The sequence below is a fragment of the Maribacter luteocoastalis genome, from assembly GCF_048890225.1.
In the GTDB taxonomy this organism is placed as follows: domain Bacteria; phylum Bacteroidota; class Bacteroidia; order Flavobacteriales; family Flavobacteriaceae; genus Maribacter; species Maribacter luteocoastalis.
Window position 1 is genome coordinate 1 of the sequence record NZ_JBMFZG010000006.1, and the last position, 16,757, is coordinate 16,757.

General features: G+C 37.3%; 15 protein-coding genes. 8 read left to right on the forward strand and 7 right to left on the reverse strand.

Features of this window, described 5'->3' with window-relative positions; genetic code table 11:
- The 7 genes from ACOCEA_RS12290 to ACOCEA_RS12320 form a co-directional block, all read left to right on the forward strand.
- Nucleotides 1-1,866: beta strand repeat-containing protein (locus ACOCEA_RS12290; protein WP_420756547.1), on the forward strand; the 1,866-nt coding region annotated here is incomplete at its 5' end.
- 90 nt (nt 1,867-1,956) lie between these two features.
- On the forward strand, nt 1,957-3,918 hold the full coding sequence (locus tag ACOCEA_RS12295; RefSeq protein WP_420756818.1) for a T9SS type B sorting domain-containing protein: 1,962 nt from the start codon (nt 1,957-1,959) through the stop codon (nt 3,916-3,918).
- A gap of 3 nt (nt 3,919-3,921) precedes the next feature.
- Entirely contained in the window at nt 3,922-4,875 is a 954-nt protein-coding gene (locus tag ACOCEA_RS12300; RefSeq protein ID WP_420756548.1) for a PorP/SprF family type IX secretion system membrane protein, read from the forward strand.
- 73 nt (nt 4,876-4,948) lie between these two features.
- Nucleotides 4,949-5,476, forward strand: a complete 528-nt coding sequence (gene idi / locus ACOCEA_RS12305; protein ID WP_420756549.1) for an isopentenyl-diphosphate Delta-isomerase — start codon at nt 4,949-4,951, stop codon at nt 5,474-5,476.
- A 3-nt stretch (nt 5,477-5,479) separates the two neighbouring features.
- On the forward strand, nt 5,480-5,896 hold the full coding sequence (locus tag ACOCEA_RS12310; protein ID WP_420756550.1) for a 6-pyruvoyl trahydropterin synthase family protein: 417 nt from the start codon (nt 5,480-5,482) through the stop codon (nt 5,894-5,896).
- Between the two features lie 78 nt (nt 5,897-5,974).
- A complete protein-coding gene (locus ACOCEA_RS12315) occupies nt 5,975-6,943 on the forward strand; it encodes a type I phosphomannose isomerase catalytic subunit (RefSeq protein WP_420756551.1) in 969 nt (322 codons plus the stop codon).
- A 56-nt stretch (nt 6,944-6,999) separates the two neighbouring features.
- Nucleotides 7,000-7,269: a hypothetical protein gene (locus ACOCEA_RS12320; RefSeq protein WP_420756552.1), complete on the forward strand. Its 270-nt coding sequence runs from the start codon at nt 7,000-7,002 to the stop codon at nt 7,267-7,269.
- Between the two features lie 45 nt (nt 7,270-7,314).
- Here ACOCEA_RS12320 and ACOCEA_RS12325 read toward each other — a convergent pair whose 3' ends face one another.
- The 7 genes from ACOCEA_RS12325 to ACOCEA_RS12355 form a co-directional block, all read right to left on the reverse strand.
- Nucleotides 7,315-8,013 carry a DUF4369 domain-containing protein gene (locus tag ACOCEA_RS12325; RefSeq protein ID WP_420756553.1) on the reverse strand — a complete coding sequence of 233 codons (699 nt, stop codon included), beginning with the start codon at nt 8,011-8,013 and terminating at the stop codon, nt 7,315-7,317.
- Between the two features lie 79 nt (nt 8,014-8,092).
- A complete protein-coding gene (locus ACOCEA_RS12330) occupies nt 8,093-9,367 on the reverse strand; it encodes a DUF819 family protein (RefSeq protein ID WP_420756554.1) in 1,275 nt (424 codons plus the stop codon).
- Nucleotides 9,368-9,373: 6 nt separating this feature from the next.
- Nucleotides 9,374-10,180 carry an HAD family hydrolase gene (locus tag ACOCEA_RS12335; RefSeq protein ID WP_420756555.1) on the reverse strand — a complete coding sequence of 269 codons (807 nt, stop codon included), beginning with the start codon at nt 10,178-10,180 and terminating at the stop codon, nt 9,374-9,376.
- A gap of 1 nt (nt 10,181) precedes the next feature.
- Nucleotides 10,182-12,380, reverse strand: coding sequence for a DUF5916 domain-containing protein (locus tag ACOCEA_RS12340; RefSeq protein WP_420756556.1), 2,199 nt, complete (start codon nt 12,378-12,380; stop codon nt 10,182-10,184).
- 72 nt (nt 12,381-12,452) lie between these two features.
- Complete coding sequence (locus ACOCEA_RS12345; RefSeq protein WP_420756557.1) at nt 12,453-12,620, reverse strand: type II toxin-antitoxin system antitoxin; 168 nt, start codon at nt 12,618-12,620, stop codon at nt 12,453-12,455.
- A 67-nt stretch (nt 12,621-12,687) separates the two neighbouring features.
- Nucleotides 12,688-13,539, reverse strand: coding sequence for an SPFH domain-containing protein (locus ACOCEA_RS12350; protein ID WP_420756558.1), 852 nt, complete (start codon nt 13,537-13,539; stop codon nt 12,688-12,690).
- Nucleotides 13,540-13,624: 85 nt separating this feature from the next.
- The gene (locus ACOCEA_RS12355; RefSeq protein WP_420756559.1) at nt 13,625-15,886 is read right to left on the reverse strand and encodes a transglycosylase domain-containing protein; all 2,262 of its coding nucleotides are present in this window, start codon (nt 15,884-15,886) and stop codon (nt 13,625-13,627) included.
- A gap of 89 nt (nt 15,887-15,975) precedes the next feature.
- On the opposite strand from ACOCEA_RS12355, the gene ACOCEA_RS12360 reads away from it, so the two are divergent.
- The gene (locus ACOCEA_RS12360; protein WP_420756560.1) at nt 15,976-16,749 is read left to right on the forward strand and encodes a S1/P1 nuclease; all 774 of its coding nucleotides are present in this window, start codon (nt 15,976-15,978) and stop codon (nt 16,747-16,749) included.
- Nucleotides 16,750-16,757 lie beyond the last annotated feature (8 nt).

Sequence of the window (16,757 nt, forward strand, 5' to 3'; positions counted from 1 at the left end):
ATCGAGAACGGAGCATCGGTCACAGTGGATTTGAGTTCTTACTTGGACAACACGGATGCCCAGACCATCGCATTGAACAACACGACGAACATCCTTACCTTAGGTAACGGAACGGCAGCTGATACGACAGTGGACCTGAGCGGTTACGTAAGTACCGATGACCAGAACCTGACCAGTGCCACGATCGACGGCAGCAATATTTTAACGATAGCGATCGAGAACGGGGACCCTGTAACGGTGGACTTAAGTGCCTACTTGGACAATACGGATGTTCAGGACCTGACCAGTGCGAGTATCGACGGTAGCAATATCCTGACGATAGCGATCGAGAACGGAGCATCGGTCACAGTGGATTTGAGTTCTTACTTGGACAACACGGATGCCCAGACCATCGCATTGAACAACACGACGAACATCCTTACCTTAGGTAACGGAACGGCAGCGGATACGACAGTGGACCTGAGCGGTTACGTAAGTACCGATGACCAGAACCTGACCAGTGCCACGATCGACGGCAGCAATATCCTGACGATAGCGATCGAGAACGGGGACCCTGTAACGGTGGACTTAAGTGCCTACTTGGACAATACGGATGTTCAGGACCTGACCAGTGCGAGTATCGACGGTAGCAATATCCTGACGATAGCGATCGAGAACGGAGCATCGGTAACAGTGGATTTGAGTTCTTACTTGGACAACACGGATGCCCAGACCATCGCATTGAACAACACGACGAACATCCTTACCTTAGGTAACGGAACGGCAGCGGATACGACAGTGGACCTGAGCGGTTACGTAAGTACGGACGACCAGAACCTGACCAGTGCCACGATCGACGGCAGCAATATTTTAACGATAGCGATCGAGAACGGGGACCCTGTAACGGTAGACTTAAGTGCCTACTTGGACAATACGGATGTTCAGGACCTGACCAGTGCGAGTATCGACGGTAGCAATATCCTGACGATAGCGATCGAGAACGGAGCATCGGTAACAGTGGATTTGAGTTCTTACTTGGACAACACGGATGCCCAGACCATCGCATTGAACAACACGACGAACATCCTTACTTTGGGTAACGGAACGGCAGCGGATACGACAGTGGACCTGAGCGGTTACGTAAGTACCGATGACCAGAACCTGACCAGTGCCACGATCGACGGCAGCAATATCCTGACGATAGCGATCGAGAACGGGGACCCTGTAACGGTGGACTTAAGTGCCTACTTGGACAATACGGATGTTCAGGACCTGACCAGTGCGAGTATCGACGGTAGCAATATCCTGACGATAGCGATCGAGAACGGAGCATCGGTAACAGTGGATTTGAGTTCTTACTTGGACAACACGGATGCCCAGACCATCGCATTGAACAACACGACGAACATCCTTACTTTGGGCAATGGAACGGCAGCTGATACGACAGTGGACCTGAGCGGTTACGTAAGTACCGATGACCAAACTGCTTCAGAAGTAAATTCAGATGCTCCAGTAGATGTAGATGGTGATGGAGTTACAGATGATACGGTAGAAGATATTATTCAGGCAATTGCTCCAATAACATCAAAGGCGGCGAGGGTTTTCTATCCACCTTCTATAGAAATAGATGCCTCTGCAACAGGTACGTTTACAATAGATTTATATGCACAATATATAGCGCAATTTGGTTCTCCAGTTGTTAGTAGTGGAGGTACTATACCTACCTATAATTCAAATGAACTGGATTATCACGTAACCTATGCAGACCCAACAGTCTTTAATACAGGTACTATGTCTATATCTACTGCAGGAGTTTTAACATACACTGTAGATGCACTGCCGGTAGACTACAATACATTGATCAATGTTGTATTCGTTGTAAAATAATTTGAATAAAAAATCCTGATTCCAATCGATTTGAAAAAAATCAATCTACATAAAACTACAATTCTCAGTATTGTTTTCACCATACTGGGAATGGTAGTATCCAATGCCCAGTTTTTATTACAGGCGCCAAATAGTACAGACGAAAATAATTATCGTTGGTATGAGGCATCGGATACGAATACGGTATTGGGAACGGATTTCTTTTATGAGGTAACCCAACCAGGTATTTATTTTGCGACTTACGATGGTACTTTATGTGGATCTAATGCAACAGGCTATTTTATTGTAACGGATTGTAACAATCCCGATAACCAAGTAACTATGGATATTAGCAATAATATATCTAACGGAGCTACGGTTAGTTGGAGCCCAGTGGTTACAGGTGATCAAACCCGACCGGTTGTAACAGCGACCGATGCCGTAGTGAAATATACGGCAACGGTTACAAAGGCGGGTAATAATTTTAGCCTACCAAATTTTACGGTTGTTTGTTTACCACAAGCAGCTAATTTGGTTGATGATTTTGTTACTTTGGATGAAGATACATCGGTAATTGTCGATATCTATACCAATGATAGTGATTTACCGTCACCAGGTGCGTTGACTGTCACCGCACCTTCAAATGGTGTGGTTACTATTGATGAAAATGGCACACCAAACGACCCAACTGATGATATAGTTACCTATATACCCAATCCAGATTATAATGGACCCGATAGTTTTGACTACACGGTTTGTAACAGTTTTGGTGATTGTAGCACGGCCACGGTAACCATAGATGTGTTACCAATTATTGATACAAATGATGATTCTGTAGCTATTGATGAAAATGAGATAAGAGCCATAGATAATTGGCATGTAAACGATAATGATCTGCCTGCTGTAGGTACATTTAGTATTACGCAGCCAACCAATGGTTCGGCTACTGTAGATGACAATGGTACACCTAATGATCCATCAGACGATATTGTTACCTATTTCCCAAATAACGGATATATAGGAAATGACACCTTTGAATACACCGTTTGTGATGATTTAGGAAATTGTAGTACATCACTTGTAACTATAATAATTAGTCCGTCTGGAGCTGATTTAGATAGTGATGATGATGGTATTCTAGATAGTTTTGAAGATTTGAATTTAGATGGAGACAATGATCCAGTAACTAATCCAACAGATAGCGATGGTGATGGTTTTGCAGATTATTTGGATATTGATAGTGACGATGACGGAATTCCAGATAATGTGGAGGCACAGACTACGGCTGATTATATAGCTCCAAGTGGCTTGGATGCCAATGCTAATGGTTTGGATGATGCTTATGAGAATAATGGGCTACAAGGTATATTCCCAGTAGATACGGATGGGGATAATTTACCAGATTATTTAGATGACGACAGTGATAATGATAATGTTCCAGATACCATTGAAGCTCATGATCACGACCATGACGGTATACCAGATGTAGTATTCATTGGCTCTGATAAAGATGATGATGGATTGGATGATGGGTATGAAGGCGCGTTTACGGTTGATATAGATGCTAACGATGAATTAGAGGATCCTTATGGTCAATTGCCAAATACCGATACTGATGAGGAATCCGATTACAGGGATACCGATGATGATGATGATGGTATTGAAACTATTGATGAAGATTTAAATCTTGATGGGAATTATGCAAATGATGACGCTGACGGCGATGGTATTCCAAACTATTTAGATTCTGATTTAGGAGAACGGGAGGAAGTTATAGAAGTCTTTAATGTATTGACCCCAAATGGCGATGGAGTACATGATGTATTAAGAATATCTGGGTTGGAAAACTATCCAAATAATACCATTAGAATTTATAATAGGTGGGGAGTATCAGTTTTTACTACCAAAGCTTATGATACCCAAGGTAATGTGTTTGATGGTACATCACAAGGTAGGGTAACAGTAAATCAGGACAATAAATTACCGGTTGGTACGTATTTCTATATTCTGGACTATGAAGAGCCAAACGGAGATATGAAGACATTATCTGGATACTTATATATTAATAGATAAAGGATGTTTAAAATTAAATTAGATATTTATAAATTAGGACTCCAATGGTTTGGTTCTCTACTGTTTATACTATTGATAGGTATTTCGGTGCACGCACAACAAGATGCCCAGTATACGCAGTATATGTATAATACTGTTAGTGTTAACCCTGGTTATGCCGGTTCCCGGGGGCAAATAAGCATTGCCGCTTTACATAGGTCTCAATGGGTTGGTTTAGACGGGGCGCCTGTCACACAAACGCTGAATATTCATTCGCCAATTGGATATAGGGGCCTTGGTTTGGGATTTTCAATTGTAAACGACAAGATAGGACCAACTTCTGAGACTAATTTTGATGTAGATTTTTCATATACAGTTTGGACATCTACAGAAGGTAGGCTCAGCTTTGGTCTAAAGGCCAGTGCAAATCTTTTAGATGTTCGATTTTCAGAACTAAATCAGTATGGGCCAGATCAGACATTACAGCAAGATATAGATAACAAGTTATCGCCTAATATAGGAGCAGGAATATACTATCATACCAATCATTTTTATGCTGGTTTGTCGGTTCCTAGATTTTTAGAAACTTCACATTTTCAAGAATCTTCGCTATCAACGGCGAAGGAACAAATGAATTTTTATTTTATAACAGGGTATGTTTGGGATTTAAATCCGTTTTTAAAATTCAAACCTACTTTACTTTCCAAAGTCGTACAAGGGGCTCCTCTGCAGGTAGATTTATCTGCTAATTTTATGTTCAACGAAAAGTTTATTGTTGGAGCTGCATATAGATGGGATGCTGCTTTTAGTGGTATGGCCGGGTTTAATATTTCAAAAAAATTCTTAATTGGGATAGCCTATGACCGAGAAACTACCGAATTGGGTAATGCGGCATTTAACGATGGTTCATTTGAAGTGATATTCAGGTATGACTTTATCCACACCAAAGAAAACCTAAAATCCCCAAGATTTTTCTAGACTTTCTTTTTTCTTAACTAATATTTTGTGAAAGCCGTTATATGGAATAGGGTAAAGGCCTTATTTTTACAACATGAAGGAAGAAGAAGTAATTCTTGTTAATAAAAATGATGAGCAAGTAGGGACTATGCCTAAAATGGAAGCTCATGAAAAAGCGGTACTACACAGGGCATTTTCGGTATTCGTCTTAAATGACAATAACGAAATTATGCTTCAGCAAAGAGCGGCCCATAAATACCACTCTCCATTATTATGGACCAACACCTGTTGTAGTCACCAAAGGGTAGGAGAGACCAATGTTGAAGCGGGTAAGAGACGTTTACAGGAGGAAATGGGTTTTAGTACCGAGTTAAAGGAACTATTTTCTTTTATTTATAAAGCTCCTTTTGATAATGGATTAACTGAACATGAGTTAGATCATGTTATGTTAGGGCATTATAATGAAGAGCCTAACATAAATCCAGATGAAGTTGGTAATTGGAAATGGATGACTGCCGAGGAAATTAAACTTGATATAGCCAAAGTGCCTAATAATTATACAGCGTGGTTCAAAATTATATTTGATAAATTCTACGGGCATTTAATGGACAATTTAATATAAGCTATGAAAGTCAAAGTAAGTAGAAAAGCTCATTTTAATGCAGCCCATAGACTTTTTAGGGAAGATTGGACTGACGAGCAGAATCAGGATGTTTTTGGGAAATGTAATAACCCTCATTTTCACGGGCATAATTATGAACTTGTTGTAAGTGTAACAGGCGAAATTGACCCTGTTACAGGATTTGTTATGGATATGAAAGTATTAAAGGATTTAATTAAAGTTGAAATTGAGGATGCATTTGACCATAAAAACCTAAATCTTGAAGTTCCAGAATTCAGCACATTAAACCCAACAGCTGAAAATATAGCTGTTGTAATTTGGCATAAACTTCGCCCACATATAGATGCGACAAAGCAGCTAGAAGTAGTACTTTACGAAACACCTAGAAATTTTGTTACTTTTTCAGGTAGTGGACAATAAATGTGACGGTAAAATTATATGAAATTAAAATTTTAACCGTTAAATAATTTGTAAGATACATCCTACTAAAAAATAATTATGACCTTATATCCTATAAAATTTAAACCAATCTTAAAAGAAAGACTTTGGGGAGGGACTAAACTTAGAGACGTTTTTGGGAAACCAATTACTAGTAATATAACTGGCGAGAGTTGGGAGCTTTCAACAGTGCCAGGAGACGTTTCTGTTGTAGTAAATGGCGAATTGGCGAATATATCACTTCAAGATCTTATTGAAGCAGAACCAGAGGCGCTACTTGGCAAAAGTGTTGTAGAAAGATTTGGAAAGGAATTTCCAATATTAATTAAATTCATTGATGCAAAACAAGACCTATCTATACAATTGCATCCTAATGATGAATTGGCCAAAGAGCGGCATAATTCTTTTGGTAAAACAGAAATGTGGTACATCATGGACGCTGACCCAGGTGCTGAATTGATCGTGGGTTTCAATAAAGATGTGGATAAGAGGGAATATTCAGAAAGCTTGGAGCAAGGAACTTTAACTGATTTGCTCAATTATGAAAGCGTTGAGGAAGGCGATACTTTTTTCATAAATACCGGTAAGATCCATGCAATTGGTGCTGGTGTTATGCTAGCAGAAATTCAACAAACCTCCGATGTTACTTATAGGGTTTTTGACTTTAATAGAAAGGACAAGGAAGGAAATTTAAGGGAATTACACACAGAGCTGGCACTTGATGCTATAGACTACCAAAAAAAGGACGATTTTAAGGTTGATTACAAAAATAGTAAGGATACGGTAAACGCCATGGTGGATTGCCCTTACTTTAAGACCAATTTTCTTCATTTAGAGAAGGACCTAGTTCAAGATACGTATTCTAGGGATTCTTTTACCATATATATGTGTGTTGGAGGTGATGCCAATATTTTAACCGAGAGCGGCGAAGTGGCGCTTAGAAAGGGTGAAACTGTCTTGGTTCCTGCAATTTCAAAGAAAATAGAGATTAAAACCAATGGCGCAAAATTGTTAGAAGTTACTATTTAATGACAGGTTTTACTTTTAAGTACTTAAAATCGTACTTTTGTCAAAAATTATAGGAAATGGCAAGCATTAAAAATTTAAAGAAAGATATAAATAATGTCCTAGGTGATATTATAGAAGGAGTTTATGTTGTTGAGGAAACGAGCGGCGGACAACATTCAAAAGAGGGAACGGCTATTATAGATAATGCCATTGCTACTTTTGATGAGTTAATAGCCAAAGTAAACCAACATGGTGTTGAGAATAAAAAAGCACATTACAAAGAAGTAAAAGCAGCGCTTGAAACTAAGGCCAATGCATTGGTTGAGCAGTTGAATAAACTAGGTTAAGAAACTTCAAATTGAAAAAAAAAGCATCCGATCCGGATGCTTTTTTTATTTCTTAGATTCTAAAAGGGATTTTAATTCTTTACCGTATTTTGAATTGGCCACATCGGGTGTAAGGACATTATAGATAGAGTCTAAATATTTTATGTTGGCATCGGGTACTTCTTTTAATGCTATATATGGTGCCACATAAGAGTCCTTATTGTTTAATGCAAAATTTATCGCATAGGCATAGCCCCTTTTTGTATTACTATTACTTATACGTTCCAATGAATCTATGCTGGTTTGGTTCAAGGGATTATCTTGCTGAGAAGCCTTTAACAATATTTCCATATTTCTTTTGTTGATTTTACTCATGGTCTCCCTGTAGTCGTCCAATCGATCATTGCTTTTAGAACCTGAAATTTTTGCTGTAGTATCAAAGGTATTCCAATCTGTATTGACCGTTATTACGCCTTGTTCTGCAAAAAATGTGATTCGGTCATTAATATCATTATTGTCCTTTTTGTCTAGATATAAATAAAATATCTCCGGACTCTCTAATTCGGTTGAAAATGAAAAGTTTCCATCACCCTTTATTTCCAAAGAGTCTACTGTAATTAGTACGGTATCCGGTATGTGTTGTAAATAAAGTGTACCCTTTTTAAGCCCTTTTATATTTCCGTTTACGGTTAATGAATTCTTACTCTCATTACCACAAGAGGTTATTAATAGTAAAACACCAATGACACAAACTAACTTTTTCATTCTTAAAATTTAGGTGGCAAATATCTGTAATTTTTAATAAAATTAGACGGCCACTGGCAAAATTAGTTTTAAAACTAAATTAAAGACTAGAGGCTACCTCCATTAAATATGCACAAAGTAAGGCACCACCTGTACCAACAACATATCCTAATACGGCCAACAGCACGCCTACCGATGTTAATGAGGGGTGAAATTCCGCTGCTACCACTGGGGCAGATGCGGCACCACCAACATTGGCTTGGCTACCAACCGCCAAAAAGAAGTATGGTGCTTTAATAAGTTTTGCCACCAGAATTAACAATCCTGCATGGATGGCTATCCAAATAAATCCAATGGCAATTAAACCTGGATTCTCCAAAACTTTGCCAAGGTCCATTTTCATGCCTATAGTCGCCACCAGAATATAAATAAACATTCCACCAATTTTACTCGCACCTGCACCTTCATAATTTTTGGCCTTGGTAAAGGATAAACAAATTCCTGCCATAGTGGCAATAACCACCATCCAGAAAAAACCAGACCCTAAAAAAGAAAGGAAGCTTTTTTTATCGCTTATTACATTAAAACTGGTAACCAAATAGTTGCTAATGAGATCTCCAAAAAAATGTGCCAGACCAACTGCCGTAAAAGCCAAACAAAGCATGATCATATAGTCTTGTAACGTTGGTACACGTGTAATTTTTTTGGTAAACTCCGTCACTTTTACCTTTAAAGTTTCAATAGCGGAGGTATCGGCCTTAAGCCAATCATCAATTTTTTTAGTTTTGCCAACACCAAGTAGAATTATTGCCATCCATACATTGGCAACTACAATATCTATAAGTACCATTCCCCCATACTTTTCTGGGTTATATTGAAAAATTTCTAACATAGCCGCTTGGTTTGCCCCGCCACCGATCCAACTACCTGCAATTGTAGAAAGTCCCCGCCAAATAGCATCAAAATCATTCCCACCTACGGTTTCAGGAGAAAAAATAGAAACTAATAGTATGGCTATAGGTCCACCTATTATTATTCCTAAGCTACCGGTAAGAAACATTATAATAGCTTTTGAACCTAAATTACCGATGGCCTTCAAATCAATGCTTAGGGTCATTAAAACCAATGCCGCAGGCAGCAAATATCTGCTAGCCATAAAATATAGGTTAGAAGTCTCATCTGCTATAAGCCTGCTACTTGCCAGAATTGCGGGTATTAGGTAACACATTAGTACTGCAGGTACAATAGAATAGAATTTTTTCCAAAACCCAGTGTTTCTACTTGAGGTGTAAAAGATTAGCCCCAAGGCCAATGCCAATAGACCAAATACAACCGTATCATTTGTTATCAAGGGTTCTGTTTGGGAAACTATCATAATTTTTTAAAAAGTAGTAAGGTGTTTTTGGATATAATGGGCTACACCATCCTCTGTGTTTTTTTTGGTAATGGCATTGGCAATTAATTTAACTTCTTCCCTGGCATTTTCTACTGCAACGCCGTGACCTACTTTTTCCAACATCTCTATATCGTTATAATTATCCCCAAAGGCAATGATATCTTTTAAAGACTCGTTATTTGTTAGTAACTGTTGTATGGCACTTAATTTAGATACAGATTTTGGCGCGATTTCAATAAGTGTATCATTTGAACGATATATATTTAAGCGTTGACCAAAGTCTTTTTGAAGGATAGACATTAAAACATCGGCACTATCCTTGGTTCCCATTAACATAATCTTATGGGCACCCATGTTTCTTTTTTTCCAATCTGAAATTGTATCTAGGGTTGATTTAAAAATAGGCTCTGTCTTGGTATACTTTCTTTCCTTTTCAACCCTTTCAGACATATTAGGTACATACCATTCATTATTTCCATATAGTCCTAAGTTGGTATCCAAAGGAGCAGCTAGCCCATAAATTTGCTCCACAATCTCTGATGGGATGGTAACGGAAAGCAATTCTTCATCACCTTGCATTATGAGCGCGCCATTATAGCAAATTATAGGTTGTTCCAAAATACCCAAACTCCTTTGTATATAGTGCATTCCACTAGGCATTCTAGCAGAAACCAAAATAATTTTGGTAGTGGATTTTAAGTGGGAAATTGCTGAAATCGCAAAGTTAGAAACATCACTTTTAGTGGATAAAAGTGTACCATCCAAATCTGAACATAGTATTTTAAAATGCATGCTAAATATTTAACCAGTATGTTAATTTCAGATTGATGGATCTAGTTTTTGGTTCAAAGCTATTTACAAAATAATTGTCATTATAAACAATGAATAGATCTGATAAGGGAGCAAAACGCCATTGTAATCTTGAATTTATACCAAGATTATCCCTTTGATTACTGTACTGTATCAATGTTGACCAAAATATAGATTTACTAAAAGTGACATCTATTTTAGGGCTTATCAACCAAATGTCTGCACTAGGGTATGGGGATGGTAAATTTATTTGGTCATAATTCACTAGCATGGACAAAAATACCTTGGGTTGAAAACGCATGATGAAAGCTGATTGTAAGGAAAATCTTTTTCCATTAAAAAACCTCCCAATGGTAGACTCTGTCCGATAGGAGAAAATTTTTCGTAAATCGGATTGATATTGTATTTCTACATTGTTATAATGGTAACCTATATCACTAGGTAATTCTAAGGCGTCATCCGAACCTGTCGGGTCAAAACTATCTAAGAGAAATGTATATCTATTGTTCATGCCAATAGTGGCCATAGATTGGTTTTTAAATCCAACTTCCCATCGTGATCTAATACTATAATCGGTATTTTTATAATCATTGCTTGGGCTCCATATCAGAACAGGGAAAACACTAAAGGTATGGTTCTGTATAATGCCTTTTTTTGGCCATAACACTCTTTCCATACCAATAAGGCCTTTAATAATATCAGTTCTTCTTATGAAGCCCAAATCGGATGAAAAATCTTCATCAATATACACCCCTTTGGAGAAAAAATTGTAGTTTCTTGAATTGTATCGCATACCAAAACCACTGGAATAATTACCTTCACTATCATCTGGGTTAAAAGATTTGTGGGTAAAGAATTTCCCGTTCCATGTATTGTTTTTTGAGGCAAGATTGTAATCTATACCTAGGACCCTATTATACTCTTCTTCCCTTTCTAAAAAATCATATTTTTTTAGCGCTTGTTTGTTAATGAAGAAGACCCCAACATTAGATCTGGAGAATACCCTTTGTTGAAAAGCCAACATGGTATTATTGTTAGAAGCTATCTCGTTTTCTTCATCGGCTGCCGTTTGGATGTTTAAAGCACCCATTCTTAAATCCTTGGTTAGTTTTCCACTAAGCCGTACCCCGCCAATTATCTTGTTCTCTATCGTATTGCCTGCCGTGTCTGAGGCGATCCCTATTCGTCTTGAAAAAAATGGGTTGGCATCCCGATCATCACCAAAACTTGCAAAAAGGTCATTGTTGTCTATAAAAAACTGTCTCTTTTCTGGAAGGGATACTTCAAATCTGGTAAGGTTGGTTACTTGGTCGTCAACTTCAACCTGTGAAAAATCAGGGTTAAGGGTAATGTCTAGATTGAGGCTATTACCAATGGCCACTTTAACATCACCCCCAAATTTTAAATTATTTAAATTTTCATTGGTTTCAAAATCCTTCTGCGATATAGCATTGATATATGGTATAACCGCCAATGGCGTTCTAGAACTGCCCAATGGTTTTTCAAAAACCATTTCTCCCATAAAGGCAAGGTTGAAAATAAGCTGGTTTTGTGGAATTCTTGTCCAAGAACTACGTTCGTTGGCTTGCGTGTCTATTCTGTAGCTATTAAATCGCCAAGAGGTGGCACCTTCCTTAAATTTTAAGGAAGTTAAGGGAATTGCCATTTCGGCAGTATAATAACCATCATACATTTTGGCATTTCCTTGCCATTTTACATCCCAAGAAAGGTTGTAGTCACTTCGGTCTCCACCGCCATTGGAAATTAGGGCCTCACGTCTTACTCCATAGGGGTTTATACCGAACATAAAAGCATTGGTACCATCATTAAAGGTGTCAAAGACAAGTGAGAAACTATCACTTCCACTTCCCCTATAATCTCTTTTAAGCGATTGCAATGCATAGTTTTTACCTACAGAGATCGCTTTGATGCCTATATAAATATTCTTCTCATCATAAAGAATTTTGATTTCAGATTGTTGTTTTGCCTGTATAGAATCAATAGGAAAATATTCCCAATAATTATTAACACTTTCTGCCGATGCCCATGCGGGTTCATCTAAAATACCATCAACTTGAAAAACAGCTGAAGTGTGCTTAACGGTAAAGGATTTACTTTCTTGTTGTCCAAAAAATGGAATAGCATATAATAAAATGAGAAGGGTAATAAAAGTTTTGGTCATTTAATAATAATTGAATGTATTTGGTCGAATTTCAAATTTAAGATTTTAATAAGTTAAAAAAATCCCAAAATATCAATCATTATTGTTGTTTTTAGGCTCCCTTTTGGCCTCTTTTAGGCTTTTCATCAGCATCCATTCTATTTGCCCGTTGGTACTGCGGAATTCATCTGCGGCCCATTTTTCAATTGCTTTTAGCATATCTTCATTTACCCGTAATGCAAATGCCTTCTTCTTGCCCATCTAGCTTATAAAATAGTAGTTTTGTTATGGTAGTTAATTTAAAATAGTTGTTGCTGTTGGTTTTAACTTAATGGTTTAAAGTACCGGTATTTACTATAGGCGAAACATCTTTGTCTGAACAAAGCACTACCATTAAGTTACTGACCATGGCAGCTTTTCGCTCACTATCTAAGTCTACCAGTTCCTTTTTACTTAATTCATGCAATGCCATTTCTACCATACTTACGGCACCTTCTACGATTTTATGTCTGGCAGCAACTATAGCGGTTGCTTGTTGTCGTTTGAGCATTGCGTTGGCTATTTCTTGTGCATATGCCAAATAGCCAATTCTTGCTTCTAAAACTTCTATTCCTGCCATCGACAAACGTTCTTGAACTTCTTTCTCCAAAGCCTCGCTTACCTCATTTACGCTGGACCTAAGCGTAATATCCTCATCTAAACCCTCATCAGCGAAATTATCATATGGATACATGCTTGCCAATTTTCTAACAGCGGCATCGGTTTGTACACGAACAAAGTTTTGGTAATCGTCAACATCAAATGCAGCCTTATAAGTGTCCGTTACTCGCCAAACAAGTATGGTGCTAATCATAATTGGATTCCCTAGTTTGTCGTTTACTTTAAGTCGTTCACTATCAAAATTGCTTGCTCGGAGTGAAATTTTTCGTTTGTTATAAAACGGATTTACCCAAAAGAAACCATTTTCTTTTATAGTACCTATATACTTTCCAAATAATAAAAGGACTCTAGAACTGTTGGGATTTACCAATACAAAACCAGGTATGCAAAAAATGGCCGCCAACAATAAAAAGGGACCAATATAAATTCTTAGTAAAGCGACTCCCCCTATTGCTAGAAGAAAAATAACAAGTAACATAACGTAACCGTTGAAGGGGCTGTGGTTTTTTTCAGTGGACATAGTATATGATATTAAAATGATATCGTAAATATATCAATAAAGTTTAAGTTTTATCTTAATCTAGTGACAAATGTTTTACAGCACGTTAATTATTAAAATTTTTACGCTTTGTTTTATTTGGATTTTTAAATAGACGCTTAAAAAAACCATCTCTTTTAATTGGGTCACAATTCAACATTTCTAGCACTGTTTCACTAGGTTTTGGAAAAGTTGCCGTGGTTATATTTTTGAAATTTTTTTCCTTGTTCATTTTTTGTAAGAGCAATGCATACATAGGTAGGGCTGCATTCGCCCCTTGTCCAAGACTGGTATTGCTAAAACCAATTTCGTGCTGATCTAGGCCAACCCATGTAAGATGTAACAATTTAGGGCTCAGCGCAACGAACCATGCATCTTTATTATTTTGAGTGGTTCCTGTTTTGCCTGCAATATCATTTGTTAATCCGTAGTTTTTTCTAATTCGTGACGCCGTTCCAGAATTAACGGTTGCTTTCATCATTTCTATCATTATTTCGCCATTTTCTTTTGAAAATGCTTGATTTTCGCTTTTTTTTGGTTCAAATTGAGCTAAAACAGAATCATTTTTGGTAGTTATGGTTTTTATCAAATAGGGTTCTGTTGATTTACCTTCATTAAGATAACTAGTATAGGCTTGTGCCAATTCTGTGATTTTTATTTCACCAGTACCTAATGCTAAAGAAGGAAGGCTCGGAAGTTTTTCTTTAATTCCCATTTTCTTGGCTTGTGCCAACACATTTTCAATTCCTATTTTTTCCAACACTTTTACAGCTATGGTATTAACAGAATTACTTAGCCCTTTTTCCATAGAATAGTTGAGGTAAGTTTCATCTTTTTCACCTGCATTACTAGGTGACCATCCCTCGAGGTTATTATATTTGACCTCCTGAGCAGAAAAATAGGTACAAGGCGTAATACCATTTTCTAAGGCAGCAGTATAAACAATAGGTTTAAAAGTAGAACCTACTTGTCTTTTACTTTGGGAGATATGGTCAAATTTATAATGTTTAAAATCTATACCACCTATCCAAGTTAGTACCTCTCCTGTATTGGGGTCAAGTGACAATGACCCTGTATTTAAAAATTTCATGTAATGTTGAATACTGTCAATGGTGCTGGCGATCTTTTCCTCATCCCCTTTCCAAGAAGAAAAAGTCATTTTTCTTTTGTGGGCTTTAAGGCTGTCTATAATTTGATTGTGTTTAAGGCCATCATTTTTATAATTTATATAGGCATTTGTTTGTCTAACTTTCTTCATTATTAGGTCATTATTTATGAGCCAAGGGGCGTTTTTTCCATAACTTTTCTCAAATGATTCCTGTAGTTTTGACATATGTTCTTTCATGGCAGCTTCTGCCATTTGCTGCATTTTATAGTTTAGGGTCGTATATATTTTAAGCCCTGATGTATAAATATTTAGTTCCGTTCCGTCGTTATTTTGTTTTTTGGTCCATTTTTGCAATTGTTTTCTTACTTCTTCCCTAAAATAAGGTGCCAGTCCAGAATTATAATCATAGTCCCTATATTCCAGTTCTAAACGTGTGTTAGTGGCTTTTTTCCATTCTGCTTCTTCCAAAAGGTTATTAGCTTTCATTGCTGATAAAACCAAATTTCTTCTTATGGTACTTTTATCTGGAAATATGCGAGGATTGTAACCATAGGTAGCTTTGAGCATACCTATTAGTGTTGCTGCCTGTGGTAGCGTTAAATCTTTAGTTCTTGTATTGAAAAATTTGAGTGAAGCACTTTCTATTCCCAAGGCATTGTCGCCAAAGGAAATAGTGTTTAAATAATGGGTAAGAATTTCATCCTTACTATACATTTGCTCTAGCCTATTGGCAATTATCATTTCTTTTATTTTGTTCACAACAATGTTTGTTGGGACGCGGTCACGCCTAGGATATAAGTTCTTTGCCAATTGTTGCGTTATGGTACTTCCACCACCAGATGATTCATTACCCAGTAATACTGTTTTTACGCCAACCCTAAAGAGACTCGTTATATCTATGCCAGCGTGCTCATAAAACCTCTGGTCTTCAATTGCTACCAAAGCATTTATTAAGTGGGTTGGGAATGCTTTAAAAGTAACTGGTTGGCGATCATTTAAGTAGTATTTGCCAATTAGGACACTATCTGCAGTAAAAACTTCAGATGCTTCTTGATATTGAAAATTGGATAATTCTTTTTTATTGGGAATATTACCCCATATACCAAAATATATGCTGGTAATAAATATGGCTATACCCACAAATGAAGACAGAACCAATAAGATAGCATATCTTAATAAGGGTGATTTTATTTTTTTTATCAATGGAATGTTCATTTTCATTTCCGCAAGTTCTTACTAAATGTTAAGGATACCGTAGTTTTAACAATACCTTAAAATATGAAGCTTTATTTTTGGCTAAAATTACAACTATGAAGAAGATTTTACTTTTAAGTTTTTTTATTGCTCAGGTAGCATTCGCTAATGATATGGTCTGGTCTAAAACCGGTCATAGGGTTGTGGGAGATATTGCCCAAGACTTTTTGAATAGAAAAGCCAGAAAAGCGATATCAAAACTATTGGATGGTGAAAGCCTGGCATCCGTTGCCAATTTTGGTGATGAGATCAAAGCCGATTCCCGCTTTAAGGAATTTAGTGCTTGGCATTATGTGAACATGCCCTCAGATAAGGAATATAAAGAGGTAGAGCCTAGTCTCTATGGAGATTTGGTAATAGGAATAAATACGTGTTTGGCAATGATAAAAGATAATAATACGACCAAGGAGAATAAGGTGTTTTATTTAAAGCTATTGGTGCATTTTATAGGCGATCTTCACCAACCAATGCATATAGGTAGGTTTGAGGATAAAGGTGGCAATGATATTCAGGTACAGTGGTTTGGTAGAGGCAGTAATTTACATAGGGTTTGGGATTCCAATATGATAGATGATTATGGTATGAGTTTTACTGAGTTAGCCAATGAGCTTCCCGCATTCACTAAAGCGGAAATAAAACAAGTACAATCTGGTACTTTATATGATTGGGTAGAGGAGACGCAAGAAATTACCAATAAAGTTTATGATTCTGTAGAAGAGGGAGAGAAATTGGGATATGCCTATAGCTATACTTGGTGGTCAACTGTTGAATCACAACTTCAAAAAGGGGGCATTCGCTTAGCAGTGGTCCTGAACAATCTTTTTGGCTAGAAACGTAT

Coding starts and splice junctions, on each gene's coding strand:
- ACOCEA_RS12360 (WP_420756560.1), top strand. CDS start 15,976: ATGAAGAAGATTTTACTTTTAAGTTTTTTTATTGCTCAGGTAGCATTC.
- ACOCEA_RS12295 (WP_420756818.1), top strand. CDS start 1,957: ATGGTAGTATCCAATGCCCAGTTTTTATTACAGGCGCCAAATAGTACA.
- ACOCEA_RS12300 (WP_420756548.1), top strand. CDS start 3,922: ATGTTTAAAATTAAATTAGATATTTATAAATTAGGACTCCAATGGTTT.
- ACOCEA_RS12340 (WP_420756556.1), bottom strand. CDS start 12,380: ATGACCAAAACTTTTATTACCCTTCTCATTTTATTATATGCTATTCCA.
- ACOCEA_RS12325 (WP_420756553.1), bottom strand. CDS start 8,013: ATGAAAAAGTTAGTTTGTGTCATTGGTGTTTTACTATTAATAACCTCT.
- ACOCEA_RS12335 (WP_420756555.1), bottom strand. CDS start 10,180: ATGCATTTTAAAATACTATGTTCAGATTTGGATGGTACACTTTTATCC.
- ACOCEA_RS12345 (WP_420756557.1), bottom strand. CDS start 12,620: ATGGGCAAGAAGAAGGCATTTGCATTACGGGTAAATGAAGATATGCTA.
- ACOCEA_RS12355 (WP_420756559.1), bottom strand. CDS start 15,886: ATGAAAATGAACATTCCATTGATAAAAAAAATAAAATCACCCTTATTA.
- ACOCEA_RS12330 (WP_420756554.1), bottom strand. CDS start 9,367: ATGATAGTTTCCCAAACAGAACCCTTGATAACAAATGATACGGTTGTA.
- ACOCEA_RS12350 (WP_420756558.1), bottom strand. CDS start 13,539: ATGTCCACTGAAAAAAACCACAGCCCCTTCAACGGTTACGTTATGTTA.
- ACOCEA_RS12310 (WP_420756550.1), top strand. CDS start 5,480: ATGAAAGTCAAAGTAAGTAGAAAAGCTCATTTTAATGCAGCCCATAGA.
- ACOCEA_RS12315 (WP_420756551.1), top strand. CDS start 5,975: ATGACCTTATATCCTATAAAATTTAAACCAATCTTAAAAGAAAGACTT.
- idi (WP_420756549.1), top strand. CDS start 4,949: ATGAAGGAAGAAGAAGTAATTCTTGTTAATAAAAATGATGAGCAAGTA.
- ACOCEA_RS12320 (WP_420756552.1), top strand. CDS start 7,000: ATGGCAAGCATTAAAAATTTAAAGAAAGATATAAATAATGTCCTAGGT.